21 protein-coding genes are annotated in these 23,353 nt (G+C 66.3%); 14 read left to right on the forward strand and 7 right to left on the reverse strand.

Annotated elements, in window-relative coordinates; all coding sequences use genetic code 11:
* Positions 1–10: 10 nt before the first annotated feature.
* Together JAO74_RS06255 and pyk are read right to left on the reverse strand one after the other, a co-directional pair.
* A complete protein-coding gene (locus JAO74_RS06255; protein ID WP_199036238.1) occupies positions 11–1,216 on the reverse strand; it encodes an MFS transporter in 1,206 nt (401 codons plus the stop codon).
* A gap of 539 nt (positions 1,217–1,755) precedes the next feature.
* Entirely contained in the window at positions 1,756–3,219 is a 1,464-nt protein-coding gene (pyk, locus tag JAO74_RS06260; RefSeq protein ID WP_199036239.1) for a pyruvate kinase, read from the reverse strand.
* A 75-nt stretch (positions 3,220–3,294) separates the two neighbouring features.
* Between pyk and JAO74_RS06265 the strand changes: the two genes are divergently transcribed.
* From JAO74_RS06265 to JAO74_RS06275, 3 genes are all read left to right on the forward strand, one after another.
* Entirely contained in the window at positions 3,295–3,588 is a 294-nt protein-coding gene (locus tag JAO74_RS06265) for a DUF1244 domain-containing protein (RefSeq protein ID WP_199036241.1), read from the forward strand.
* Between the two features lie 48 nt (positions 3,589–3,636).
* On the forward strand, positions 3,637–4,938 hold the full coding sequence (locus JAO74_RS06270; protein ID WP_199036242.1) for a metal-dependent hydrolase family protein: 1,302 nt from the start codon (positions 3,637–3,639) through the stop codon (positions 4,936–4,938).
* Positions 4,939–5,090: 152 nt separating this feature from the next.
* Entirely contained in the window at positions 5,091–5,333 is a 243-nt protein-coding gene (locus tag JAO74_RS06275; protein ID WP_199036712.1) for a DUF2312 domain-containing protein, read from the forward strand.
* Here the strand turns inward: JAO74_RS06275 and JAO74_RS06280 are convergent, their stop codons facing one another.
* From JAO74_RS06280 to JAO74_RS06290, 3 genes are all read right to left on the reverse strand, one after another.
* Positions 5,334–6,041 carry a hypothetical protein gene (locus JAO74_RS06280; protein WP_199036243.1) on the reverse strand — a complete coding sequence of 236 codons (708 nt, stop codon included), beginning with the start codon at positions 6,039–6,041 and terminating at the stop codon, positions 5,334–5,336.
* A 91-nt stretch (positions 6,042–6,132) separates the two neighbouring features.
* Complete coding sequence (locus JAO74_RS06285) at positions 6,133–8,220, reverse strand: catalase (RefSeq protein ID WP_199036244.1); 2,088 nt, start codon at positions 8,218–8,220, stop codon at positions 6,133–6,135.
* Positions 8,221–8,300: 80 nt separating this feature from the next.
* Complete coding sequence (locus JAO74_RS06290; protein WP_199036245.1) at positions 8,301–9,758, reverse strand: helicase HerA domain-containing protein; 1,458 nt, start codon at positions 9,756–9,758, stop codon at positions 8,301–8,303.
* Positions 9,759–9,843: 85 nt separating this feature from the next.
* Here JAO74_RS06290 and JAO74_RS06295 point away from each other — a divergent pair, with 85 nt between their 5' ends.
* The 6 genes from JAO74_RS06295 to ruvB all read left to right on the forward strand — a co-directional run bounded on the left by JAO74_RS06295 (position 9,844) and on the right by ruvB (position 14,270).
* The gene (locus tag JAO74_RS06295) at positions 9,844–10,590 is read left to right on the forward strand and encodes a YebC/PmpR family DNA-binding transcriptional regulator (RefSeq protein ID WP_199036247.1); all 747 of its coding nucleotides are present in this window, start codon (positions 9,844–9,846) and stop codon (positions 10,588–10,590) included.
* Between the two features lie 193 nt (positions 10,591–10,783).
* Complete coding sequence (gene ruvC, locus JAO74_RS06300) at positions 10,784–11,290, forward strand: crossover junction endodeoxyribonuclease RuvC (RefSeq protein WP_056524387.1); 507 nt, start codon at positions 10,784–10,786, stop codon at positions 11,288–11,290.
* Positions 11,287–11,883, forward strand: a complete 597-nt coding sequence (gene ruvA / locus JAO74_RS06305) for a Holliday junction branch migration protein RuvA (RefSeq protein WP_199036249.1) — start codon at positions 11,287–11,289, stop codon at positions 11,881–11,883. Before ruvC ends, ruvA begins: the two co-directional genes overlap by 4 nt.
* Positions 11,884–11,912: 29 nt before the next feature.
* Entirely contained in the window at positions 11,913–12,641 is a 729-nt protein-coding gene (locus tag JAO74_RS06310) for a ParA family protein (RefSeq protein WP_199036251.1), read from the forward strand.
* Positions 12,642–12,714: 73 nt separating this feature from the next.
* Positions 12,715–13,173 (forward strand): hypothetical protein, encoded by a 459-nt coding sequence (locus tag JAO74_RS06315; protein WP_233150738.1) that lies wholly within the window; start codon positions 12,715–12,717, stop codon positions 13,171–13,173.
* 77 nt (positions 13,174–13,250) lie between these two features.
* Positions 13,251–14,270, forward strand: coding sequence for a Holliday junction branch migration DNA helicase RuvB (gene ruvB, locus JAO74_RS06320; RefSeq protein ID WP_199036256.1), 1,020 nt, complete (start codon positions 13,251–13,253; stop codon positions 14,268–14,270).
* A 54-nt stretch (positions 14,271–14,324) separates the two neighbouring features.
* On the opposite strand, the gene JAO74_RS06325 is transcribed toward ruvB, so the two are convergent.
* Together JAO74_RS06325 and JAO74_RS06330 are read right to left on the reverse strand one after the other, a co-directional pair.
* Positions 14,325–14,606, reverse strand: a complete 282-nt coding sequence (locus JAO74_RS06325; RefSeq protein WP_199036258.1) for a CsbD family protein — start codon at positions 14,604–14,606, stop codon at positions 14,325–14,327.
* Positions 14,607–14,696: 90 nt separating this feature from the next.
* Entirely contained in the window at positions 14,697–15,719 is a 1,023-nt protein-coding gene (locus tag JAO74_RS06330; protein ID WP_199036259.1) for a spore coat protein U domain-containing protein, read from the reverse strand.
* Positions 15,720–15,901: 182 nt separating this feature from the next.
* On the opposite strand from JAO74_RS06330, the gene ptsP reads away from it, so the two are divergent.
* The 5 genes from ptsP to ftsH all read left to right on the forward strand — a co-directional run bounded on the left by ptsP (position 15,902) and on the right by ftsH (position 23,282).
* On the forward strand, positions 15,902–18,175 hold the full coding sequence (gene ptsP, locus JAO74_RS06335; RefSeq protein ID WP_199036260.1) for a phosphoenolpyruvate--protein phosphotransferase: 2,274 nt from the start codon (positions 15,902–15,904) through the stop codon (positions 18,173–18,175).
* Between the two features lie 119 nt (positions 18,176–18,294).
* Positions 18,295–19,224 carry a helix-turn-helix domain-containing protein gene (locus tag JAO74_RS06340; RefSeq protein ID WP_199036261.1) on the forward strand — a complete coding sequence of 310 codons (930 nt, stop codon included), beginning with the start codon at positions 18,295–18,297 and terminating at the stop codon, positions 19,222–19,224.
* Between the two features lie 51 nt (positions 19,225–19,275).
* Positions 19,276–20,241: a tol-pal system YbgF family protein gene (locus JAO74_RS06345; protein WP_199036262.1), complete on the forward strand. Its 966-nt coding sequence runs from the start codon at positions 19,276–19,278 to the stop codon at positions 20,239–20,241.
* Positions 20,213–21,235 carry a tRNA lysidine(34) synthetase TilS gene (gene tilS, locus JAO74_RS06350; protein WP_199036263.1) on the forward strand — a complete coding sequence of 341 codons (1,023 nt, stop codon included), beginning with the start codon at positions 20,213–20,215 and terminating at the stop codon, positions 21,233–21,235. Before JAO74_RS06345 ends, tilS begins: the two co-directional genes overlap by 29 nt.
* An 82-nt stretch (positions 21,236–21,317) precedes the next feature.
* On the forward strand, positions 21,318–23,282 hold the full coding sequence (gene ftsH / locus JAO74_RS06355; protein WP_199036265.1) for an ATP-dependent zinc metalloprotease FtsH: 1,965 nt from the start codon (positions 21,318–21,320) through the stop codon (positions 23,280–23,282).
* Positions 23,283–23,353 lie beyond the last annotated feature (71 nt).

A 23,353-nucleotide genomic window follows, 5' to 3' on the forward strand; every position in this document is an offset into this window, starting at 1 on the left:
GCGGGGCATATCAGCGGCGGCGCGCACTCACCATAGAGATACCGGAGATCGAGATGCCCCAGATCGCCAGACCGCCCAGCGCCAGCGCCGCGCCGACCAGTCCGGTCGATCCAAGACCGAGGCCGGCAGCGATGGCGAGGCCGCCCGCCCATGGCCCGATCGCGTTCGCGACGTTGAACGCCGAATGGTTCAGCGCCGCCGCCAGCGCCTGCGCATCGCCGGCCACGTCCATCAATCGCGTCTGCAATACGGTGCCGAGTGCCCCGCCGATGCCGATCGCCAGCACGTCGACCGTGATCCAGAACGGGCTGTGTGCCGCCAGCGGATACAGCGCCAGCGCCGCCGCCGACCACAACAGCAATGCCCCCGCCGTCGGCATCAATGCCCGGTCGGCAAAGCGTGGCACGAACAGGTTGCCCAGCGTCATGCCGATCCCGAACACCGCGAACACGAACGGTGAAAACGCCGGCCCGACCCGCGTCACCTCGGCCAAGGTGGAGGCCAGATAGGTATAGACCGCGAACAACCCCCCGAACCCGATCGCGCCGGTGCCCAGCGTCAGCCACACCTGCGACCGCTTCAGCGCGCTCAGTTCCTTCAGCGGGCTGGCGGTCCGGTTCGCCACGTCGCGTGGCGCGAACATCGCAACCAGCCCGGCGGTCGTCAGCGCCAGCACCGCCACCGCGGCCAGCGCCCAGCGCCAGTTGAGGAACTGCCCCGTCAGGCTGGCGAGCGGCACGCCGACGACGGTGGCGATCGTCAGCCCCAGCATGATCCGCCCGACCGCTTCCGTCCGCCGCTCCACCGGCACCAGCGATGCCGCGACCAGCGCCGCGATCCCGAAATAGGCGCCGTGCGGCAGGCCGCTCAGGAACCGGCACACCAGCATCGCCTGATAGGATGGCGCCATCGCCGACGCCGCATTGCCGACCGCGAACAACAGCATCAGCGCGATCAGCAACGTCCGTCGCGACATCCGCGCCGATGCGACGGCAATCGTCGGCGCACCGATCACCACGCCCAGCGCATAGGCGCTGATGACATGCCCCGCGGTCGGTTCGTCGACGTGCAGATCCTGCGCCATCAGCGGCAACAGGCTCATCGTCGCGAATTCGGTCGTGCCGATCGCAAAACCGCCGACGGCGAGCGCAAGATGGACGATGCCGGGTCGCACAAGCGCGACATCCGGCCGCGCGGCGGCGGCGATGCTGGTCATGTCACCCGCGGTTGCCGCTTCCGCCCGACGGGTCAACCGCATTGTCCTTCATCGCGGATGCACGGGGTGCAATCGTGGGGGGCGGGGATGCCAATCCTTAAACCCGTTCGCCCTGAGCGAAGTCGAAGGGTCTGACAGGCGCTGGTACAGATGCTTCGACTTTGCTCAGCACGAACGGGCGTGGTGGCATATGGTCGGCCAGTCGAAGGGGCCTCCCCGGAAAAGCGCTGTCCTACAGCACGACGGTCACGTATCGCGTTTGGAACAGCCGCTCTTTCTCAACCCCGAATATAATCGCCCGTCATGCGCGCGCAGGCGCGGGCGCGCGTGCCAGCGCGCGATGCGCAGGTGTGACTTTAGAGACTTTCCGGCCGCACGTATCCGCACCTGCCGTTCCCCGGCGAAGGCCGGGGTCCAGTTGGGAAGGCCGTCGTGGGTTAGTTGCTACCCGTCACCCGACTGGACCCCGGCCTTCGCCGGGGAACAGGCAGATCGTCGGCGGTCAGCCCCCGCCGTAACCGACGGGCGGAAGCCCCACTTCACAACTCGTTGGTGTAATTCTTCAGCTCATCACCCGTCAGCCGCACGACATGCAGCACATTGGTCGATCCCGGCGTCCGGAACGGCACGCCCGCCATCACGATGATCTGCTCGCCCGCCTTGGCAATCCCGTGGCGCAGCGCCATCCGCTTCGATTTGGCGACCATGTCCTCGAACGATTCGACGTCGCGGGTGTGAACCGCGTGCGTACCCCAGAGCAGGCCCAGCCGCCGCGCCGTCTCCAGCTTCGGCGTCAGCACCAGGATCGGCACCGCCGGCCGCTCGCGCGCCACGCGGCGGGCGGTGGAACCGGATGTGGTGAAGCAGATGATCGCCACCGCCGACGTCGTCCGCGCGATTCCCTTGGCCGCCTCGGCCATGGCGTCCGCGGTCGTCGGATCGGGCTTCATCACGGTGAAGTGGACACGGTCGCCGTGGGCGGGATCGCGCTCGACCGCCTCGCCGATCGCGTTCATCATCGCCACCGATTCGATCGGCCAGTCGCCCGCGGCGCTTTCCGCCGACAGCATGATCGCATCCGCGCCGTCGTAGATCGCCGTCGCCACGTCCGACACTTCGGCGCGGGTGGGCGAGGGGCTCTTGATCATCGATTCGAGCATCTGCGTCGCGACCACCACCGGGCGGCCCATCCGGCGCGACACCTCGACGATGCGCTTCTGGAGCGGCGGCACCTGCTCGGGCGGCATCTCGACGCCCAGATCGCCGCGCGCGACCATCACGCCGTCGCACTGCTCGACGATCTCCTCCAGCCGCTCGATCGCCGCCGGCTTCTCGATCTTGGCGAGCAGCGCCGCCTGACCCTTGATGAGGCCGCGGGCCTCCATCAGGTCTTCGGGACGCTGCACGAACGACAGCGCGATCCAGTCGACGCCCTGTTCGACCGCGAAGGTCAGGTCGCTGCGATCCTTCTCCGTCAGCGCCGCCATCGGCAGCACCACGTCGGGGACGTTCAGGCCCTTGTTGTTCGACAGCGCACCGCCCACCGCGACCTTCGTGACGATGCGATCGGCGTCATGCTCGGTCACATGGACGACCAGCTTGCCGTCATCGAGCAACAGGCGCGCGCCTGGTTCGATCGCGGCGAAGATTTCGGGGTGCTGCAATTCCACGCGGGTCGCATCGCCCGGCGTCGAATCGCGATCGAAGGTGAAGGTCTGGCCCTTCACCAGTTCGATCTTGCCCTCGGCGAAGCGACCGACGCGCAGCTTGGGCCCTTGCAGATCGGCGAGGATCGTCGTCGCGCGGCCGTATTGCTTTTCCATGGCCCGGATCGCCTGGATCACCGGCACTTTCGATTGCTGGTCGCCATGGCTCATGTTGATGCGGAATGCGTCCGCACCCGCCTCGAACAGGGCGGCGATCATGTCGGGAGAATTGCTGGCGGGCCCGAGGGTCGCGAGCACACGCACTTTCCGCGAGCGGGGGGCGATGGCCTGGGTCATGCAATATGTCTTTCTGGGGGATGCCGCCTTGCCCTCTAACCCCTATTTGGTGGCGATCAACCTCGGAGCATACGAATGGATTCGATCGACCGCCTTGACGACGCCACCGCCGCGGCCGCTTTTCGCCGGCTGGTGCGGCATCTGCGCCACAGGACGGATGCGCAGAATGTCGACCTGATGGGACTGGCCGGCTTCTGCCGCAACTGCCTGTCCGACTGGACGGCGGAGGCCGGGAACCTCGACAAGGATACCGCGCGCGAGGCGATCTACGGCATGCCCTATGCGCAGTGGAAGGCGGAGCATCAGGGCGATGCGACGCCCGAGCAACTGGAACGGATGAAGGAAAGCGTCGCCCGCAACGCCGCTTGACCCGGTCCTCCCCGCAAGCGACGCTGTGCCTACAAGGGGGAGAAGATCATGAAGACGATGATGGCGGCCGCACTGGCCGGATTGGCGACCACCGCCGTTACAGCGCAGACGCCGGTACGGGTCACCTATATCCAGGCCGGCACGCTGCTCGATCGTCCCGGCGAGCGGCCACGCGGCAACAGCACTATCATCGTCCGCGACGGCAAGATCGCCGAAATCCGCGACGGCTTCGTCCCGGCAGAGGCCGGCGCGACGCTGGTCGACCTGCGCGATCGCTTCGTGTTGCCCGGCCTGATCGACATGCACGTCCATCTGCTCGGCATCGGCGGCGATCCGATGCGGTCGCGGCTGACCGCGCTCAACACCGAACTGGCCGACGACATACTCTATGGCGCCGGCAACGCCCGTGCGACGCTTCGGGCCGGGTTCACCACCGTCCGCGATCTGGGCGGCGATCCACGTGGTATTCGGGCGCTGCGCGATGCGATCGATCGCGGCGATGTCGAGGGGCCGACGATCATCAACGCCGGCGCACCGATTTCGGTGACGGGCGGGCATGGCGATCCGACCAACGGCCTCGCCGAACCCTTCGCCCATGCGGTGGCGGCGACGATCGACAACACCTGCGACGGTGCTGACGATTGCCGCCGGGCGGTGCGCCGGCAGGTCGGGCTGGGCGCGCAGGTCATCAAGTTCACCGCGACCGGCGGCGTGCTGTCGAACGTGTCGGGCGGTCTCGGCCGCGCCTTCACGCCGGAGGAGATGCGGTCGATCGTCGACACCGCCCACGGCCTCGGCCGCAAGGTCGCCGCGCACAGCCATGCCGCCGACGGCACGAAGGCCGCGCTGACCGCCGGCGCCGATTCGATCGAACATGCCAGCTTCCTCGACGACGAGGCGGTTGCGCTGTTCAGGAAGACCGGCGCCTATCTGGTCCCGACCGAGATCGCCCCCGTCGCCGCGCTGGCCCAGGCCCGCGCCGGCGCGCTGCCCCCCGCGACGATCCCCAAGGCAGAGGCCGCCGCCGCGGCGATGGTGACCAGCCACCGCAAGGCATTTCAGGCGGGGGTGAAGTTCGCCTTCGGCACCGATAGCGGCGTCTCGAAGCACGGGCAAAATGCGCAGGAATTCGCGTTGCTGGTCGACAAGGTGGGGATGACCCCGGCGCAGGCGATCCGTACCGCGACGGTCGCGGCGGCCGATCTGCTCGGCCAGTCCGACCGGATCGGCACGCTGGCGCCGGGCAAGGCGGCGGACCTCATCGCCGTCACCGGATCGCCGCTGGACGATGTGACCCGGCTGGAAAAGGTGAACTTCGTGATGCACGGCGGGGTCGTCGTCGGCGACTGATCCGGCAGGCCGTCGCAGAACCATTGAGCGAACGCCGCGAACCGCCTAGACGGCCGCCATATCCTTACTGAATCAACCCTGCCGCCCCGCACTTTGCGGGCCGCGCGGCGCATCATATGGACAAGAACATGGCTGAAGAACGCGGCGAAGGCATGGGCGGCGGACACGTGGCGGCAGACGAACTGCGCCTGCTGATCGAGCGCGCCGAGCGACTGGAAGAAGAGAAGAAGGGCATCGCCGACGACATCAAGGATGTCTTTGCGGAAGCAAAAGGACGTGGATACGATGCCAAAACGATCAAAAAAGTAATGAGCATTCGTAAAAAGAAGAAAGAGGAATATCAGGAGGAAGAGGCTATTTTGGAAGTGTACATGCAAGCCTTGGGAATGATTTGATTAGTCGCTATTAGAAATTCTGGCCCTACTCTTTGTCCTGTCGCAATGCGTGTTGATAAGCGCGCATGCGACGGGGTCGCCTGCATCAAGCCTTTTCATGATTTCTGCCATATCAGTATTGTGTTGCAACAGTCGGGCATTCATCATCTCCATGATATATGTAGTGGTGGAAGCAATCCACTGGAACGAGGTTCTCACAGTTGAGAGGTCATGGATCGTGACAGTGAGATCGTCGAGTGATTTCGGATGAGTAACCCTGTTCCGAATCGCCATTGCCGTTTTCAGCGCGGCCCAGCCCGGTCCCCCAAAATCGACTGATAATTCCGTCGCAAGCGACTGTGCCTGCCTCGTTACTAACCGTAGCATTGCGGGAAGCGTGATGAACCGAACTTGTTCGAGCAACAGCCCTTGTTCCGTGACGGTGTAGGTCATCTCACGAAGGGCAAGATTTGCCAGCGGTGTGAGTTCGTCAAGCGAAGCGGCGGTATCGCGGACATGCTCGCGACAGGTCCATACCAGACCTTCGATAGCAACAAAAACGGAACGAATGACATTGCGCCGATTTGGCGCGTCTTTCTGCTGGTCGAGCGACGCATAGGCGCGGATGACATCGTCAGCGAGGATCGATGCGAAGCCATGATGGGTCGGTACCGGTATTGTCTCGCTGTTTTCTGCCATGTCCGTGACTTGCTCGCCCGTAGATTTCACGGGGCATTAAGATAGCACAATCTTCCCGTCTATCGTCATGACGACGCGCATCATCCGGGGCGGCAACCGCCCCGGATGATGTCAGACGGGCTTACGCCAGCGTGCGAACGTTCGGCTCGCGGTCCCAGTACCGCTTCTTCGCCGCTTCGACGAAACCGTCCAGATCGGTCACCCCCTCGTCCGGTTCCACACCGGCCTTGTCGAGCAGCGGCTTGGCGGCGGCGTTATGGCCGATCGCCTTCAGATGCCCGAACGCGTCCATGACCCATTGAACGGCGGCGCCTTCCTTCACCAGCTTGGCGCATGCCTCCTTCGACAGGATCACCGCGCAGGCATCGACCGTGACCGAAGGCTGGCCGAACAGCTGCGCATCCGCCTGAACGGCCGAACCGTCCGACAGCGGCACCTTGCCGACCTTGGGCGCGATCGTCAGCGGCGTGCCGCCGGCGGCCTTGACCGCGTCCTTCACCGCCTTCAGTTCACCGGCGTCGGTGCCATCGGCGAACAGGATACCGACCGTGCGGCCTTCCAGCGTGTGCTTCTCCAGCGGGCCGCGAATGATGCGAAGTGCCGGCGACAGGTCCATGTCGAGCACGGGGGCTGCGGTCTTCGACGCGGCCGGTAGGTCCATCGCGAGGCCATCGGCCACGCGCTGCGCCAGCGTCTCGTCCACGTTGCGCAGGTTCGCCATCATCGCCGTGCGGATATGCGGCAGCGATACCTTGGACAGTTCGAACACCAGCGCGGAAGCAAGATGCGCCTGCTCCGCCGGGTCGATCGACCGGAAGAACAATCGCGCCTGGCTGTAATGATCGGCGAAGCTCTCCGGCCGGATACGCAGCTTCTGGCCTTCCTCATCAGACGGGAAGGTCTTGTAACCCTTGTCCGGATCTTCCCGCGCGCCCGCTTCCTCGCCAGCCTTCGCCAGACTGTTGGGCTCGTAATTGGCGCGGCCCTTGGGCACCGCCATCTGCATATGGCCGTCACGCTGCTGGTTCATGAACGGACAGCCCGCCGCCTCGGCGCGGCCCTTGGCGGAATTGATCGGCAGTTGGTGAAAATTGACCGATCCGAGCCGCGACAATTGCGTGTCGGTGTAGCTGAACAACCGCCCCTGCAGCAGCGGATCGTTGGAGAAACCGATGCCCGGCACGACATGGCTCGGCACGAACGCCGCCTGCTCTGTCTCGGCAAAGAAATTGTCGGGATAGCGATCGAGGACCATGCGGCCGACGATCTTCACCGGCAGGACTTCCTCCGGAATGATCTTGGTCGCGTCGAGTACGTCATAGGGCTGGCTGGCGGCAAATTCCTCGTCGAACAGCTGCAAGCCCAGCTCCCAGGTGGGGAAGTCGCCGCGATCGATGCTCTCGAACAGGTTGCGGCGCTGGAAATCGGGATCGGCGCCGGCGATCTTCACCGTCTCGTCCCAGATCGTCGAAGCCAGACCTGCCTTCGGCTTCCAGTGGAACTTCACGAAGGTCGATTTGCCTTCCTTGTTGATAAACCGGAACGTGTGGACGCCGAACCCCTCCATGTTGGCGAAAGTGCGCGGCAGGGTGCGGTCCGACATCGCCCACATGATCATGTGCGTCGATTCGGGCATCAGGCTGATGAAATCCCAGAACGTGTCATGCGCGGTTGCCGCCTGAGGATAGCCACGATCGGCCTCCATCTTGGCGGCGTGGATCAGGTCGGGGAACTTGATCGCGTCCTGGATGAAGAAAACGGGGATGTTGTTGCCGACGAGGTCCCAATTACCCTCGCGGGTATAGAACTTGACCGCAAAGCCACGCACGTCGCGCGGGGTGTCGACCGATCCGGCACCGCCTGCGACGGTGGAGAAGCGGGTGAACACCTCGGTGCGCTGGCCCTTCTTCTGGAACATGTCCGCGACGGTGATATCGGCGAGGCTCTCGGTGCATTCGAAATAGCCATGTGCGGCCGAGCCGCGGGCATGGACGATACGCTCCGGAATACGCTCATGATCGAAATGGTTCATCTTCTCGCGGAAGACTTCGTCCTCGATCAGCACGGGGCCTCGCGCACCCGCCTTCAGCTGGTTCTGGTTGTCGCTGATCGGCGTGCCGTGATTGGTGGTCAGCACCGGATGGTCGGCATCCGTCACCTGATGCGTTTCGCCACCGTTGCCGGGGTTGAGTTCGATCGTGTCGCTCATGGGTAGTCCTTCGATGCAGGTATCCCTGCGACAACGAAGCACTCCCGCGGATAGGTCCGCTTAAATCACCTTGCCTTGTATCAAGCAGCCTCCGCCGGCTCCGTCGTCCAGCCGAGGTGGGGAATGGTGATCGACCGCTTCCCCGACAGGTCGATGCGGGTCACGAACAGCTCGCGGCTTTCGATATAACCAATCAGTCGGCGGACGCGACCAAGCGAGCTGGTGCCATAGGTGTGCGCCAGTTCGGTGTCGGACGGGCAGGGGCGTGCTTCCTTGGCCGCGCGGGCGACCAGCAGGAACGCGCCCATCATGTCGTCGGGCAGCGTGCCGGCCAGCGCCAGCGCCTCCGCCCATTCCTCGTCATGCACGTCGAAGATACCGGCGCGGGCACAACTGAGCCGACGGGTGAAACCGGGCAAGTCGAGCGGCGGTCTGGCGAGGCCGGCCATCCGGCACCGCACCTGAAAATCCTGAAACAGGACGGACGGCGGGCGGAGCGCCGCGTCCGCATCGGCGACGATGGCGCGCAGCGTGTCGGCATAGATCGCCTCCACCTCGTCCGCGTCCTTCGCCGGGGCGGGGGCCATCGGCGCGGGCGCGGGACGGCCGATATCGGCGACCAGCTCGTCGGCGGGGACGAGACGGGGGCGGGCTTCGAACGTCATCGGCAGCATCGGCGCCTCGACCACCGGTTCGGCGAGCATGTCGGCCAAGTCATATGCCTTGGCGGCGGGCAGGGGCGTCAGCTTGGGGCTGCCCGATCGCGCCGAGGTGTCGACGGTGCCGATCCTGACCGAGATCGGCCGCCGCGACACCGCTGGCCCCAGCGCCATGAAGGTGCCGCGCGGGAGATCGCGAATCGCCTCCGCCTGACGCCGCTCCATGCCCAGCAGATCGGCGGCGCGCGCCATGTCGATGTCGAGAAAGGTGCGACCCATCAGGAAGTTCGATGCTTCCGCCGCGACGTTCTTGGCCAGTTTCGCCAGCCGCTGAGTCGCGATCACGCCGGCCAGACCACGTTTGCGCCCGCGGCACATCAGGTTGGTCATCGCCGACAGCGACGCACGGCGGACATCCTCCGCCACCTCACCGCCGGTGGTGGGAGCGAACAATTGCGCCTCGTCCACCACCACCAGCGCGGGATACCAGTGTTCGCGCGGGGCATCGAACAGCGCCATCAGGAACGCGGCGGCGCAGCGCATCTGGCCCTCCGCCTCCAGCCCCTCGAGGCTGAGAACGACGGAGGCACGGTGTTCACGAATGCGGGTCGCGAATCGGGCGACTTCGGGGATCGAATAATCCGCCGCCTCGATCACGACATGGCCGTATGCTGGGCCGAGCGTGACGAAATCGCCTTCTGGATCGATGATGACCTGTTGCACCTGACCGGCGGATTTTTCGAGCAGGCGGCGCAGCAGATGCGACTTTCCCGACCCCGAATTGCCCTGCACCAGCAGGCGGGTCGCGAGCAATTCCTCCAGGTCCATGCCGACCGCGCCGCCGCGGTCGTCCAATCCCATATCCACGCTGACTGTCATGATCGCGCCCATTTGGCCCAAGGGCGGCATTGGCGAAAGCCCCTATCGGGCGCTAAGGGCTTCGCAACCATTCCAAGAGGCACCGATGGCAGGCCATTCCAAGTTCAAGAACATCATGCACCGCAAGGGTGCACAGGATAAGAAGCGCAGCTCGCTTTTCTCCAAGCTGAGCCGCGAGATCACGGTGGCGGCCAAGATGGGCCTGCCCGATCCCGACATGAACCCGCGCCTGCGCGCGGCGGTGGCGGCGGCCAAGGCCGCGTCGCTGCCCAAGGACAATATCCAGCGCTCGATCGACAAGGCGAGCCGCGGCGATGCCGAGAATTACGAGGAAATCCGCTACGAGGGCTTCGGCCCCGGCGGCGTGTCGCTCATCATCGAGGCGCTGACCGACAACCGCAACCGCACCGCGACCAACGTCCGCACCGCGGTGGCGAAGAACGGCGGCAATCTCGGTGCCAGCGGCTCGGTGAGCCATGCGTTCGACCGCATGGGTCTCATCAATTATCCCGTCAGCGCCGGCGATGCCGAGAAGGTGTTCGAGGCGGCACTGGAAGCCGGCGCCGAGGATGTTTCCTCGTCCGAGGACGGCCATGAAATCTGGACCGCGCAGGGCGACCTGCACGAAGTCGCCAAGGCGCTGGAGCCGGTGCTGGGCGAGGCCGAGGGCGCCAAGCTGGCATGGCGCCCGCAGACGATGGTCGATGTGAACGAGGACGATGCCGCGACGCTGTTCAAGCTGATCGACGTGCTGGACGACGATGACGACGTGCAGACGGTGTGGGGCAATTACGAGGTGTCCGACGAGGTAATGGAGAAGATGGGCGGATGATGGCGGGGGAGGCAGCTTTGCCTGTCCCCCTCCCGCTTGCGGGAGGGGTTAGGGAAGGGCTTGTCCTCCCGCGCCTCGGTTGTGGACAGACCCTCCCCCGACCCAGTTTGGGATCGACTGCGCCCCCGGCCCAGTCTGAACAGCGCGGGGCGCTGTTCACCCCAAACTCGCAAGCGGGAGGGGAGAGGAAGGCATGATTATCCTCGGCCTCGACCCCGGTCTCGGCACCACCGGCTGGGGCGTGATCCGCGCCGATGGCAACAGGTTGAGCCACGTCGCCAACGGCCAGATCAAGACAGAGCCATCGATGCTGCTTCCCCGTCGCCTGTCGAACCTGTTCGAGGCGCTGGGTCAGGTGATCCGCGCCGAACGCCCCGACAGCGCGGCGGTGGAGGAAGTGCTGGGCAATTCCAACGCGCAGTCGACACTGAAGCTGGGGCAGGCGCGCGGCGTCGTGCTGCTCGCGGCGGCGACGGCGGGGCTGCATATCGGCGAATATCACCCGTCGACCGTCAAGAAGGCGGTGGTCGGCACCGGCGGTGCGGAGAAGCGGCAGATTCAGGCGATGATGGCGGTGTTGTTGCCGGGGGCAAAGCTGGCCGGGCCGGATGCGGCGGATGCGCTGGCGGTGGCGATCACCCATGCGCACCATCTTGCCAGTGCCGAGGGCCTCGCTCGCCGTGCGAGGGTGATGGCATGATCGCGCATCTGAAGGGCCGGCTCGATTCGACCGGCGTCGACCATGCGGTGATCGATGTCGGCGGCGTCGGCTATCTGGTCGGCGCGTCCGCCCGCACGCTGGCGGCGATCGGGCCGGTGGGTGAGGCGGCGACGCTGTTCACCGAGATGCTGGTCGCGGAGGACTTCATCCGGCTGGTCGGCTTCGCCAATGCCGCCGAGCGCGACTGGTTCCGGTTGCTGACCGGCGTGCAGGGCGTCGGCGCGCGGGTGGCGCTGGCGATCCTGTCGGCGCTGGAGCCGAACGAGCTGGCCCGCGCGATCGCGTCGCAGGACAAGGCGATGGTGGCCCGCGCCAACGGCGTCGGGCCCAAACTGGCCGAACGCATCGTGCGTGAACTGAAGGACAAGGTCGGCGCGGTGCCGCTGGGGCCGGGTGCGGTCGCTCAGGCGATGCCCGTGGGCGCGAGTGCGGATGCGGTGTCGGCGCTGCTCAATCTGGGCTTCCGCCCCGCCGAGGCGGCGACGGCGGTCGCGGCGGCGGAGGAGGAACTGGGCGATACCGCCAGCCTCGACGCGCTGGTCCGGCTGGCGCTGCGCAAGGCGTCGCGATAGCGTCATCCGCACATGCAAAGGGCCCGGCCATGACGACGATCGCGGTGTACAGTCTGAAGGGCGGCGTGGGGAAGACGACGCTGGCGGTTAACCTGGCCTGGGCGGCAGCGACCCTGTCGTCCCGGCGGACCTTATTGTGGGATCTCGATGCGCAGGCAGCGGCGAGTTGGGTGATGGGCGTCGATGGGCCGGGCCGGGTCGAGGCGCAGGCGGCGATCATGAAGGATGCCGATCCCGACAAGCTGATCCGCGCGACGGCCGTGGATCGCCTGTCGTTGCTGCCGGCCGATGCCTCCCTCCGGCATCTCGACCGCCTGTTTCACGATCTCGACAAGAAGAAGCGGCTGGCGAAGCTGGCCGACGGCTTCGCGCGCGACTTCGACCGGATCGTGGTCGACTGCCCGCCGGGGCTGACGGACACGTCGGACCAGATACTGCGCGCCGCCGATCTGGTGGTGGTGCCGGTGATTCCCGCGCCGCTCGCCAGACGCGCGTTCGAGACGGTGGCGGCGCATGTCTCGGCCCGCAAAGGGGCGGGAACGCCCTTGATGCCTGTCTTCACGATGGTCGATCGCCGCCGCGCGCTGCATCAGGCGGCGCTGGCCGAGCATCCCGACTGGCCCGTCATTCCGATGGCCAGCGCCATCGAGGCGATGACCTCCGCCCGTGCCCCGGTCGGCGCCTATGCGCCGAGGTCGCCGGGAGCGAAGGCGATCGGGGAATTGTGGCGGGCGGTGGAGAGGGCGCTGGCGCGGTAGGCGCATTGCCCGACGTCCGACGCGCTCTATATTCCGGCGGCACAGAGCGGGGGTGGGGCGAATGACGGCGGCAATGGTGTTTCTGATGTGCTGGGCAGCCTTGACGGTGGCCAGTGATACGCCGATCGGTCGTTTTCTGACCCGTGTCATGGTTGAGCTGCCGGCCGTTGCCGCCAATCGCCTCACCCGGGGTAACATCGTGCTGGCGATGATCGTCTTCATGCTGGTCGTTCTTCATCTGCACGCTGGCGACGGCGATCCGGTTCGCATGGTGAGCCTGATGGCGCCGGACGTTGCCGTATGGCTGACCAGTTTCGAGATTAGTGCCCTTGTCGAAGCCTCGGCCGCGTTTGCTGCGGCATGGACGGCGATGCGGCGGGGAAGTGTGTCGAATATCCTTTCGGTCCTGTCCCACCGCCTTGGGCAGCGTTCCACAAAGAATAATAAGCGCGCGCGTCGCGGTCAGCGCCCATCCGGGCTGCCTGCCGCGAATGATGACGAAGACGGGGCCGGATTCGCGCTAGCTTGCTAAGCCGCCTGTTGTCGTAGCGGTGACCATCAACCATCCGCTCTCGACTTGCCCGCCCCGCTGCCGCTACGGAACGTATCGTGACCGACGACCGCTTCATGACCGCGCAAAAGCGCCCCGAGGATGTCGATGCCGCGCTCCGCCCCAAGAGCCTCGACGATTTCGTCGGGCAGAAGGCCGCGCGGGAGAATCTGCGCATCTTCATTCAGGCGGCGAAACAGCGGGGCGATGCGCTGGACCATGTGCTGTTCTTCGGTCCGCCCGGCCTCGGCAAGACCACGCTGGCGCAGATCATCGCGCGCGAGATGGGGGTGGGGTTCCGTGCCACGTCCGGTCCGGTCATCGCCAAGTCGGGCGATCTGGCGGCGCTGTTGACCAATCTGGAGGACGGCGACGTCCTGTTCATCGATGAAATCCACCGCCTGCAACCGGCGGTGGAGGAAGTGCTGTATCCGGCGATGGAGGACCGCGCGCTCGACCTGATGATCGGCGAGGGGCCGTCGGCGCGATCGGTGCGGATCGACCTGCCGCGCTTCACGCTGGTCGGTGCGACGACGCGGCAGGGGTTGTTGACGACGCCGCTACGCGATCGCTTCGGCATCCCGGTGCGACTGCAATTCTACACGGTCGAGGAACTGACGCGGGTGGTGACGCGCGCCGCCGGCCTGCTCGGCCTCGCCATCGCGCCCGATGGTGCCACTGAAGTCGCGCGCCGCGCGCGGGGGACGCCACGGATCGCCGGGCGCCTGTTGCGTCGCGTGCGCGATTTCGCAGACGTGGCGGGGGAGCCGATCGTGGACAAGCGCAGCGCCGATGCCGCGCTGACCCGGCTGGAGGTCGACTCGCTGGGGCTGGATGCGATGGACCGACGCTACCTGCACATGATCGCCGACATCTATCGCGGCGGCCCGGTGGGGGTGGAGACGCTGGCGGCGGGTCTGTCGGAACCGCGCGATACGATCGAGGAGGTGATCGAACCCTATCTGATCCAGCTCGGTCTCGTAGCGCGAACGGCGCGGGGGCGGGTACTGAACGCGGGCGGCTGGAAACATCTGGGACTTAATCCGCCGGTCGGCACCGAGGGTGGATTGTTCGACTGATCCGTAACGGCCCGGTAACGGCGTCGTGGGCCGTTGCCGGCCCACGACGAACGATCACTTGCCGCGCAGCGTGTTGAGCAGCGCCAGACCGACCACGCCGAACAGTGCGGCGGTGGCATAGGGGCGCGCCTGCGCGAAACCCTTGGCCTTTTCGATCGTCGGACCGGGGTTGGCGAACACGTCCTTGGCTGCACCGGCCAGTTGCTTCGCGTTGCCCGCGAGCTGATCGGCGATGCCCTCGTTCTGCAACGACTTGTCGCCGGTCGCCTTGCCCAGCGTTTCCTTCACATTGCCGCCGAAATCCTGGCCTTCGCCCTTCAGGGTGGTGGTGTTCATGTCGTTTGCTCCTTCGAATACATTCATGGTGAACGCTTTCAGGGGCGTAACGATCGAACACGACGTAGGTGCCAACCGATTTTCAGCCGATCATCGCACCAGATACGGCACCGATACCGAAAAGTTCGATTGCCGCGCCATCGGTCCTTGCGGCCGGATGCGAACATGGGTGACGGCGGATTGCGACGCGGTGTTGCCGGCGACCGGCGCATAGGTCCAGGTCGCGCCGCCATCGGCGGAGAAATCGACATTGTCGGTGGCGTCGGCGGGGGTGCCGTACCGGGCGGAGACGCCGGACGCGGGTGAGCCGTCGGTCAACACGATCGCCGCGCCGCCGGACGCCCCGTCTCCATCCAGCGCGACATAGGTGCCGGCCGGTGTCGGCAGGATGACGTTCAGCGATCCACTGTCCAGCGGGACCAGATCGGGATTGGCCAGATTGGCGGCGATGCGTCGTCGGCTGCCGGGCAGGGTCTTGGGATAGCTGGTGCCGTTCACCGGATCCCAGGTCGTGGTCGATGTCATCGAGATAGTCGCATCGCGGGGCGTCACCGTCAGCGTCACATCGATCGTCGAGGTGCCAGTGCCGAAATCACGCGTGCCGATGCACAGGCCCGCCAGACTGACCCCGCCGGGGCAAAGCGACCAGTTCCAGTTGATCGTGATCCGATCGGTATAGGTGCCGACCGGGGGCAGGGTGCCGCCGGTCGGTTTGACGTAGAAGGGCAGGTCGACGTTGCTGGCGCCCAGTAGCCCCAGCACGTTCAGCAGGTTGTTCTGCATGAAATCGAATGCGACGCCGGGTTTGATTTCATACGTCGTGGCGGTGGCGTCGGCCCATAGCTTGTATGGGATGCTGCCGCCGCCCGATCGTACCAGCGTCGATCCGTTCAGCGTGCTGATCGTCGCGCCGATATAGTTGCTGCCGAGCAGGACGATGACCGAACTGGGGCAACTCAGCCCGCCCCGACTCTGTAATCCCGGCACCGCCGCCGCCTTCACCGCCGCCGGGGAATAGGTGCCGAGACTGGTCGTGACCGACGTGCTGAGCGTACACGCGGCGGCGGGGGTTGCGACCAGGAACGCCGCGGCCGCGGCGATGACGGCACGCATCAGGTGTCCGGCGGATAGGCGGAATCGATCGGGGCGAACCATCTGCATGAACGAAGGAGTCGCCGCGAATCGATGAACGATCGGTAAGTGAACCACGATGGTTGTAATTTTATGTGACGATGCCGCGTTTCGGCGCGATGGACCGCTACCCCGTCGCGATGAAATGCGGTAGCGATGCTTCCATGCCCGCTACGGCCGCCGCCTCCGCCCGCGAAATCCTCGTCCGTCTTCACGATGTGATGGCGGCGCGCACGCCTGCCCAGGCCAAGCTGAACCAGGTGGTCGGCATCATCGGCGAGGCGACCGACAGCGAGGTCTGTTCGATCTATCTGCTCCGCGAAGGCGTGCTGGAATTGTTCGCGACGCGCGGATTGGCGCAGGAGGCGGTTCACGTCACCAAGCTGGCGCTGGGCGAGGGGCTGGTCGGCACGATCGCCGAACGCGGCGAAGTGTTGAACCTCGACGAAGCGGCCAGCCACCCCGATTTCGCCTACAAGCCGGAAACCGGCGAGGAACGCTTCCACAGCTTCGCCGGCGTGCCGATCATCCGGCGTGAGCGGGTGGTGGGCGTGCTGGCGGTTCAGCATGTCGAACAGCGCCGCTATGCCGATATCGAGATCGAGGCATTGCAGACGGTGGCGATGGTGCTGTCCGAACTGATCGCCAATGCCGGCCTGATCGACGTGGCGGGCGGCGGGCGCGACCGCATCCAGTCGACGGCGGCGGTGAACCTGCCCGGCCAGAAACTGGTCGACGGCATGGCATCGGGCGCGGCGGTCTTTCACCAGCCGCGCATCGTCGTCGAACATACCGTGGCGGAGGATACCGATGCCGAACGCCACCGCGTCTATGCCGCGTTCGACAAGATGCGCGAACAGATCGACCGGATCGCGCGTGAGGCGGAATTCGGCGTCGGCGGCGAGCATCTGGAGGTCATCGAGACCTACAAGATGTTCGCCTATGACGAGGGTTGGGCACGGCGGATCAACGAGGCGATCGACAGCGGCCTGACCGCCGAGGCCGCGATCGAGCGCGTGCAGCAACGCACCCGCCAGCGGATGCGCCAGATCGACGACCCGTTGCTCGCCGACCGGATGCACGATCTGGAGGACCTGTCTAACCGCTTGCTCCGTATCGTCTCCGGTCAGGTCGGCACCGCCGCGCAACTGGGTCTGCGGCAGGACACGATCCTGATCGCGCGAAATCTGGGGCCGGCGGAACTGCTGGAATATGACCGGCGGCGGCTGAAGGGCGTGATTCTGGAGGAAGGGTCGCTGACCGCGCACGTCACCATCGTCGCCCGCGCGATGGGGGTGCCGGTGCTCGGTCGGGTGCGCAACGTGCGTCGGACGATCGCGGAGGGTGACATGCTCCTTCTCGACGTGACCGGCGGCACCGTGTTCGTGCGGCCATCGACGGCGATGGAGGGGGCGTTCGACGCCCAGCTGCAACTGCGCCAGAAGCGCAAGGCCGCTTTCGCCGCACTGCGCGATCTGCCGCCGGAGACGAAGGACGGCCACCGCATCACGCTGATGGTGAATGCCGGCCTGCGCGACGACGTCGCCGCGCTCGATCTGACGGGGGCGGACGGGATCGGCCTGTTCCGCACCGAATTCCAGTTCCTCGTTTCCGCCACGCTGCCGCAGCGCGAACGTCAGCAACGGCTGTATCGCGAGGTGCTGGACGCGGCGGGCGGGCGGCCCGTGGTGTTCCGCACCGTCGATATCGGCGGCGACAAGGCGTTGCCCTATCTGACGGTCGAGGCGGAGGGCGAGGAGAACCCGGCGATGGGCTGGCGCGCGCTGCGGCTGGCACTGGAACGCAGCGGCCTGATGAAGGCACAGGCGCGCGCCTTGCTGGAAGCGGGTGCGGGCCGGACGCTGAACGTGATGTTCCCGATGGTATCGGAAGCATGGGAGTTCGACGAGGCGAAGGCCCTGTTCGAGGCGCAGCGCGACTGGCTGGTCCAGCGTGGCAAGCGCCTGCCGAACGAGGTCCGTTATGGCGCGATGCTGGAGGTGCCGGCGCTGGCCGAACAGCTCGACCTGTTGCTGCCGGCGATCGATTTCCTGTCGATCGGTACCAACGACCTGACCCAGTTCCTGTTCGCCGCCGATCGCGCCAATCCGAAACTGGCGGAGCGATACGACTGGCTGTCGTCGTCGATCCTGCGCTTCCTGCGCCGGGTGGTCGAGCCGGCACGCGCCGCGAATGTGCCGGTGGCGGTGTGCGGCGAGATGGGCGGGCGGCCGCTGGAGGCGATGGCGCTGATCGGCATCGGCATCGACCGGCTGTCGATCACCCCGGCCGCCGTCGGGCCGGTGAAGGCGATGATCCGGTCGCTCGACCGGGCGGCGCTGACCGCCTTCATGACCGGCCTGCTGGCGACACCGCCGCGTGACATGCGCGGTGCGTTGACGGCATGGGCCGAAGCGCAGCGCGTCGAACTGGCGTAGGGCGCGCGCGACTGGCCGCGGCATATGGCAACTTAGGTCAACCTTGCGTTGACAGCGCGCGGGTGCTCTGGAACATCAGGAACGACATGCCGTGTGTCGGCATGCGTCGGAGTAGCTGAATGAACGATGTCGAGCCCGGCGACACGCCTGCAGTCGAGCGGGTCGGCGAGCGATTGCGGTTGGCGCGGGAGGCTCATGGCCTCTCCCTGGCAGAGGTGGGACAGCGCACGCGCGTGCCGTTGCGTCATCTCGAAGCGATCGAGGCCACGGATTTCTCGTTGTTGCCGTCGCCCACCTATGCGGTCGGTTTCGCGCGCGCCTATGCCCGTGCCGTCGGCGCGGACGAGGTTGCGGCGGCGCAGGACGTGCGCCGCGAACTGGCCCGCCTGCCGCGTGCGCCCGAATATGAGCCGTATCAGGCTGCCGATCCCACACGCGTTCCGTCGCGCGGGGTGGCGATCGTCGGACTGGGCCTTGCCCTGGCGATCATGATTCTGGTCGGCCTGTGGTACGCGACCGACCTGTTCCGGCCGGGGACGACCGCGCAGGCGGACGTCGCCAGCACGACGCCGGCGGTCGGTCCGGTCGTCACGGTTCCCGTTCCGTCGCCGACGCCGCAGGTCGCGCAGGTGCGGCTGGCGGCGGGTGACAGCGACGTATGGCTGCGCGTGTACGATGCCGCCAACGCGACCTTGTTCCTGGGCACGCTGCAACCCGGGCAGGGCTTCGACGTCCCGCCGGCCGCCGATCGACCGATGGTGAATGTCGGGCGCCCGGATCAGTTGCGGATCACCGTCAATGGATCGTCCATCCCGGCACTGGGCGACGGATCGCGGGCGATCAAGGATGTGCCGGTCGACGGCCCGTCGCTGCTGGCACGGGCGAGCGGCAAGCCGCTACCGGCGGCGTCGCCCACGGTCGGCGCGCCGATCGACCCGGCCACCGCGCCGCTGGTACCGGACGCCGAGACTCGTCGATCGACCGATACGCTACCTACGAGCCGCGCGACGGCCAGCGAGCCGTCGCCTCCTGCCGATCCCAACGATTGATAAGTGACGGTGACGATGTGTAACGCTTTCCCCGTACCTACGCCGACATCCATGCCGACGCGTCCCGGCCGATCGGTCGTCACCCTGCTGGCCGGCATCGCCGCCCTGTCGGTGCCGGCGCTGGCCAGCGCCCAGTCGGGCAATGTCGAAGGACGCGTCGGCCGGCTGGAAAGCGAGATGCGCGCGGTGCAGCGCAAGGTCTTCCCGTCGGGCGATCAGTTGCTCCAGCCCGAAGTAACGGCGCCGGCGCCGACCACCGAAATTCCCGGCAGCCCCGCCTCCAGCGCGATGATCGATCTGGGTGCCCGCGTGTCGTCGCTGGAACAGCAGATGTCCAGCCTGACCGGGCAGGCGGAGCAGAACGGATACCAGCTCCGCCAGTTGCGCGAGCAATTCGACGTCTACAAGACCGCGACCGACGCCAAACTGGCGACGCTGATCGCTCCGCCGGTCGCGGCCGCCGCACCCGCGATGGGCGGCGGTGACGACGAGCCTGCGCCGATCGCATCCACGCGCCCGTCGCGTCCGGTGTCTGGGAAGCCCACCGCCGACACGGACGCGAGCCCTGCAAAGGCCGAACCCGGTCGCGCTGCCCGTCTGGCGGCCGTCGCACGACCGACCGGCGGCGAGCCGGTCGAGGATGCCTATCTATATGGCTACCGTCTCTGGGAGGCGAAGCTCTATCCCGAGGCGCAGGCGCAGTTGAAGAAGACCGTCGCCGATTATCCCAAGAGCCGTCGGGCCAGTTTCGCGCAGAATCTGCTCGGTCGATCCTATCTGGACGACGGCAAGCCCAGCCTCGCCTCGATGGCCTTTTACGACAATTACAAGAAGATGCCGGATGGCGAGCGCGCACCCGACAGCCTGCTGTATCTGGGGCAGGCACTGGTGAAGCTCGGCAAGCCGGCGGATGCGTGCAAGGTCTATGACGAGCTGAGCGACGTCTATGCCGGCAAATTGTCGTCGGCGATGAAAGCGGACATCACGCGTGGCCGCACCACCGCCAAGTGCAAGTGAGCCGCTGACCGATCCCGCGCCGCTCGCGGCGGCGGCGGCCCGTTTCGCGCGCGACCTGATCGCGACGCTCGGCCGGACGCCGGGTGATGACGAGATACTGGCGCTCGCCGTATCGGGCGGCCCCGACAGCATGGCGATGCTGTCGCTGGCGCAGGCGGCGCGGCCGGGCAGGATCGCGGCGGCGACCTTCGATCACCGGCTCCGCGCCGCATCGGCGGGCGAGGCGGCGATGGTCGCGGACTGGTGCGCCGATCACGATATTCCCCATGCGATCCTGACCCCCGCCACACCGCTCGCGATGGCCAATGTACAGGCGACGGCCCGCGCGGCGCGGTATGAGGCACTGACGGCCTGGGCGACGAACATCGGCGCTACCATGCTCGCGACCGCGCATCATGCCGACGATCAGGCGGAAACCTTTCTGATGCGGGCCAATCGCGGCTGCGGCCCGGCAGGACTGGCCGGTATCCGCGCGCGGCGACCGCTGGCGCCGGGCGTCGAACTGGTCAGGCCGTTGGTCGGCTGGCGGCGCGCCGATCTGGCGACCATCGCAGCCGGTATGCCGACCGTCGACGATCCCTCCAACCGCGACACCCGGTTCGATCGGGCACGGATGCGGCACTGGCTAGCCGGTCAGGAATTGCTCGACCCCGCCAGGCTCGCCCGCACCGCCACCTATGTCGCCGAGGCGCAGGCCGATCTGGTGGCGTTGAGCGACTGGTTCTGGCTCAGTCGCCGCCGGCCGGGCGCGGACATGGCGATCGACGTCGCCGGCTTGCCGCGCGTCCTGTGCCGGATGCTGGCCCGGCGGGCCGTCGCTCAGGTCAGGCACGACCACGCGCTCGCCACACCCCTCTTCACCGATTCGTCCAATGTCGAGCCGCTGATCGACGCGCTGTCGGCCGGCAAAAGCGCGACGCAGGGTGCGGTGATGGCGACCGCGAAAGGCATGATCTGGCATTTTCGCCCGGCTCCACCGCGTAAAGGCGCCTGAACATCGCATTCCGCGCGGTTTGTTCCATTGCCATTAACCCTTGCCGGCTTATCTTGTGGTCACGAAAGGTAGCCCTGTGCCCATGAACGACAACGACAAGCAGCCCGGCCCCGACAACAACGGGAGCAATCCCTGGATGAAGAGCCTGCTGATCTGGGTAGGTATCCTGCTCGGTTTGGCGTTGTTCGTGACCATGGTCGATGGGCGCAGCACTACGGCATCGGGTAACCAGATCGCCTATTCGACCTTCCTCGACAAGGTCGACGAAGGCACGGTGCGCGATGTGAACATCAGCCGTGATATCATCACCGGCACGATGACCAGTGGCGAGAAGTTCCGCGCCTATCCGCTGCAGGATGCCACGCTGGTAGCAAAGTTGCGCGAAAAGGGCGTGACGATCACGGCGAAGCCGGAAGACGGCCCGTCGATCTGGATGGTTTTGCTATACCAGTCGCTGCCGTTCCTCCTGTTCCTCGGCATCGCGTTCTTCGTCTTGCGCCAGATGCAGAAGGGCGGCGGCGCCAATGGTGCGATGGGCTTCGGCAAGAGCCGCGCGAAAATCCTGACGCAGAAGGAAGGCAAGGTCACGTTCGACGACGTCGCCGGCATCGACGAGGCCCGCGAGGAACTGGTCGAGATCGTCGACTTCCTGAAGGACCCGACGAAGTTCGCGCGCCTCGGCGGCAAGATTCCCAAGGGCGCGTTGCTGGTCGGCTCGCCCGGCACCGGCAAGACGCTGCTTGCCCGTGCCATTGCGGGTGAGGCAGGCGTGCCGTTCTTCACCATTTCGGGTTCCGACTTCGTCGAGATGTTCGTCGGCGTCGGCGCGAGTCGTGTGCGTGACATGTTCGAACAGGCCAAGAAATCGGCGCCGTGCATCGTGTTCATCGACGAAATCGATGCGGTCGGTCGCCATCGCGGCGCTGGTCTCGGCAACGGTAACGACGAACGCGAGCAGACGCTAAACCAGCTGCTGGTCGAAATGGACGGCTTCGAGGCGAACGAGGGCATCATCATCGTCGCGGCGACCAATCGTCCCGACGTGCTCGACCCCGCGTTGTTGCGTCCCGGCCGCTTCGATCGTCAGGTCGTCGTGCCTCGTCCGGATATCGAAGGCCGGATCAAGATCCTCGAAGTGCACATGAAGAAGGTGCCGCTGGCGCCCGACGTCGATGCCCGCACGATCGCCCGCGGTACGCCCGGTTTCTCGGGCGCCGATCTCGCCAACCTCGTCAACGAGGCGGCGCTGACCGCGGCGCGCAAGGGCAAGCGTCTGGTCGCGATGGGCGAGTTCGAGGAGGCCAAGGACAAGGTCATGATGGGCGCCGAGCGTCGCAGCATGGTCATGACCGAGGATGAGAAGCGGATGACCGCCTATCACGAGGCCGGCCATGCCATCGTCTCGATCCACGAGCCGGCCTCGGATCCGATCCACAAGGCGACGATCATCCCGCGCGGTCGCGCGTTGGGCATGGTGATGCGCCTGCCGGAGCGGGACAGCTACAGCTATCACCGCGACAAGATGTACGCGAACCTCGCTGTCGCCATGGGTGGCCGCGTGGCCGAGGAAGTGATCTTCGGCTATGACAAGGTGTCCTCTGGCGCCTCGGGCGACATCCAGTATGCGACGGGTCTGGCCCGCGACATGGTCACCAAATGGGGCATGTCGGACAAGGTCGGTCCGGTCGAATACGCGCAGCCGGAGGGTGAGAGCTTTCTCGGTTATTCGTCTTCGCAACCGGTGCGCATGTCGAACTCGACCGCGCAGTTGATCGACGACGAGATCAAGGCGATAGTCGAGGGTGGCCTGACCAAGGCGAAGCAGGTGCTGACCGATCATCTCGATCAGTTGCATCTGCTCGCCGGTGCGCTGCTCGAATATGAGACGCTGTCGGGCGACGAGATCAAGAAGCTGATCGCCGGTGAAGAGATCGGCCGGATGGATCAGGGGCCGAAGGCGGCGTCGGTGCCCGCCGCCGGCACGTCGATCCCCAAGACGCGCCGGCCATCGGGTCCGTTCGGCAATCCGAGTCCGATGGGCGCGTGACAAAACTCCGTTAAGCCTCGGGAAAGCCGGGGTTCGGCATGGGCCGGTCTTCCTGACAGGAAGGCTGGCCC

This window comes from Sphingomonas mollis, from assembly GCF_016427505.1.
In the GTDB taxonomy this organism is placed as follows: Bacteria; Pseudomonadota; Alphaproteobacteria; order Sphingomonadales; family Sphingomonadaceae; genus Sphingomonas; species Sphingomonas mollis.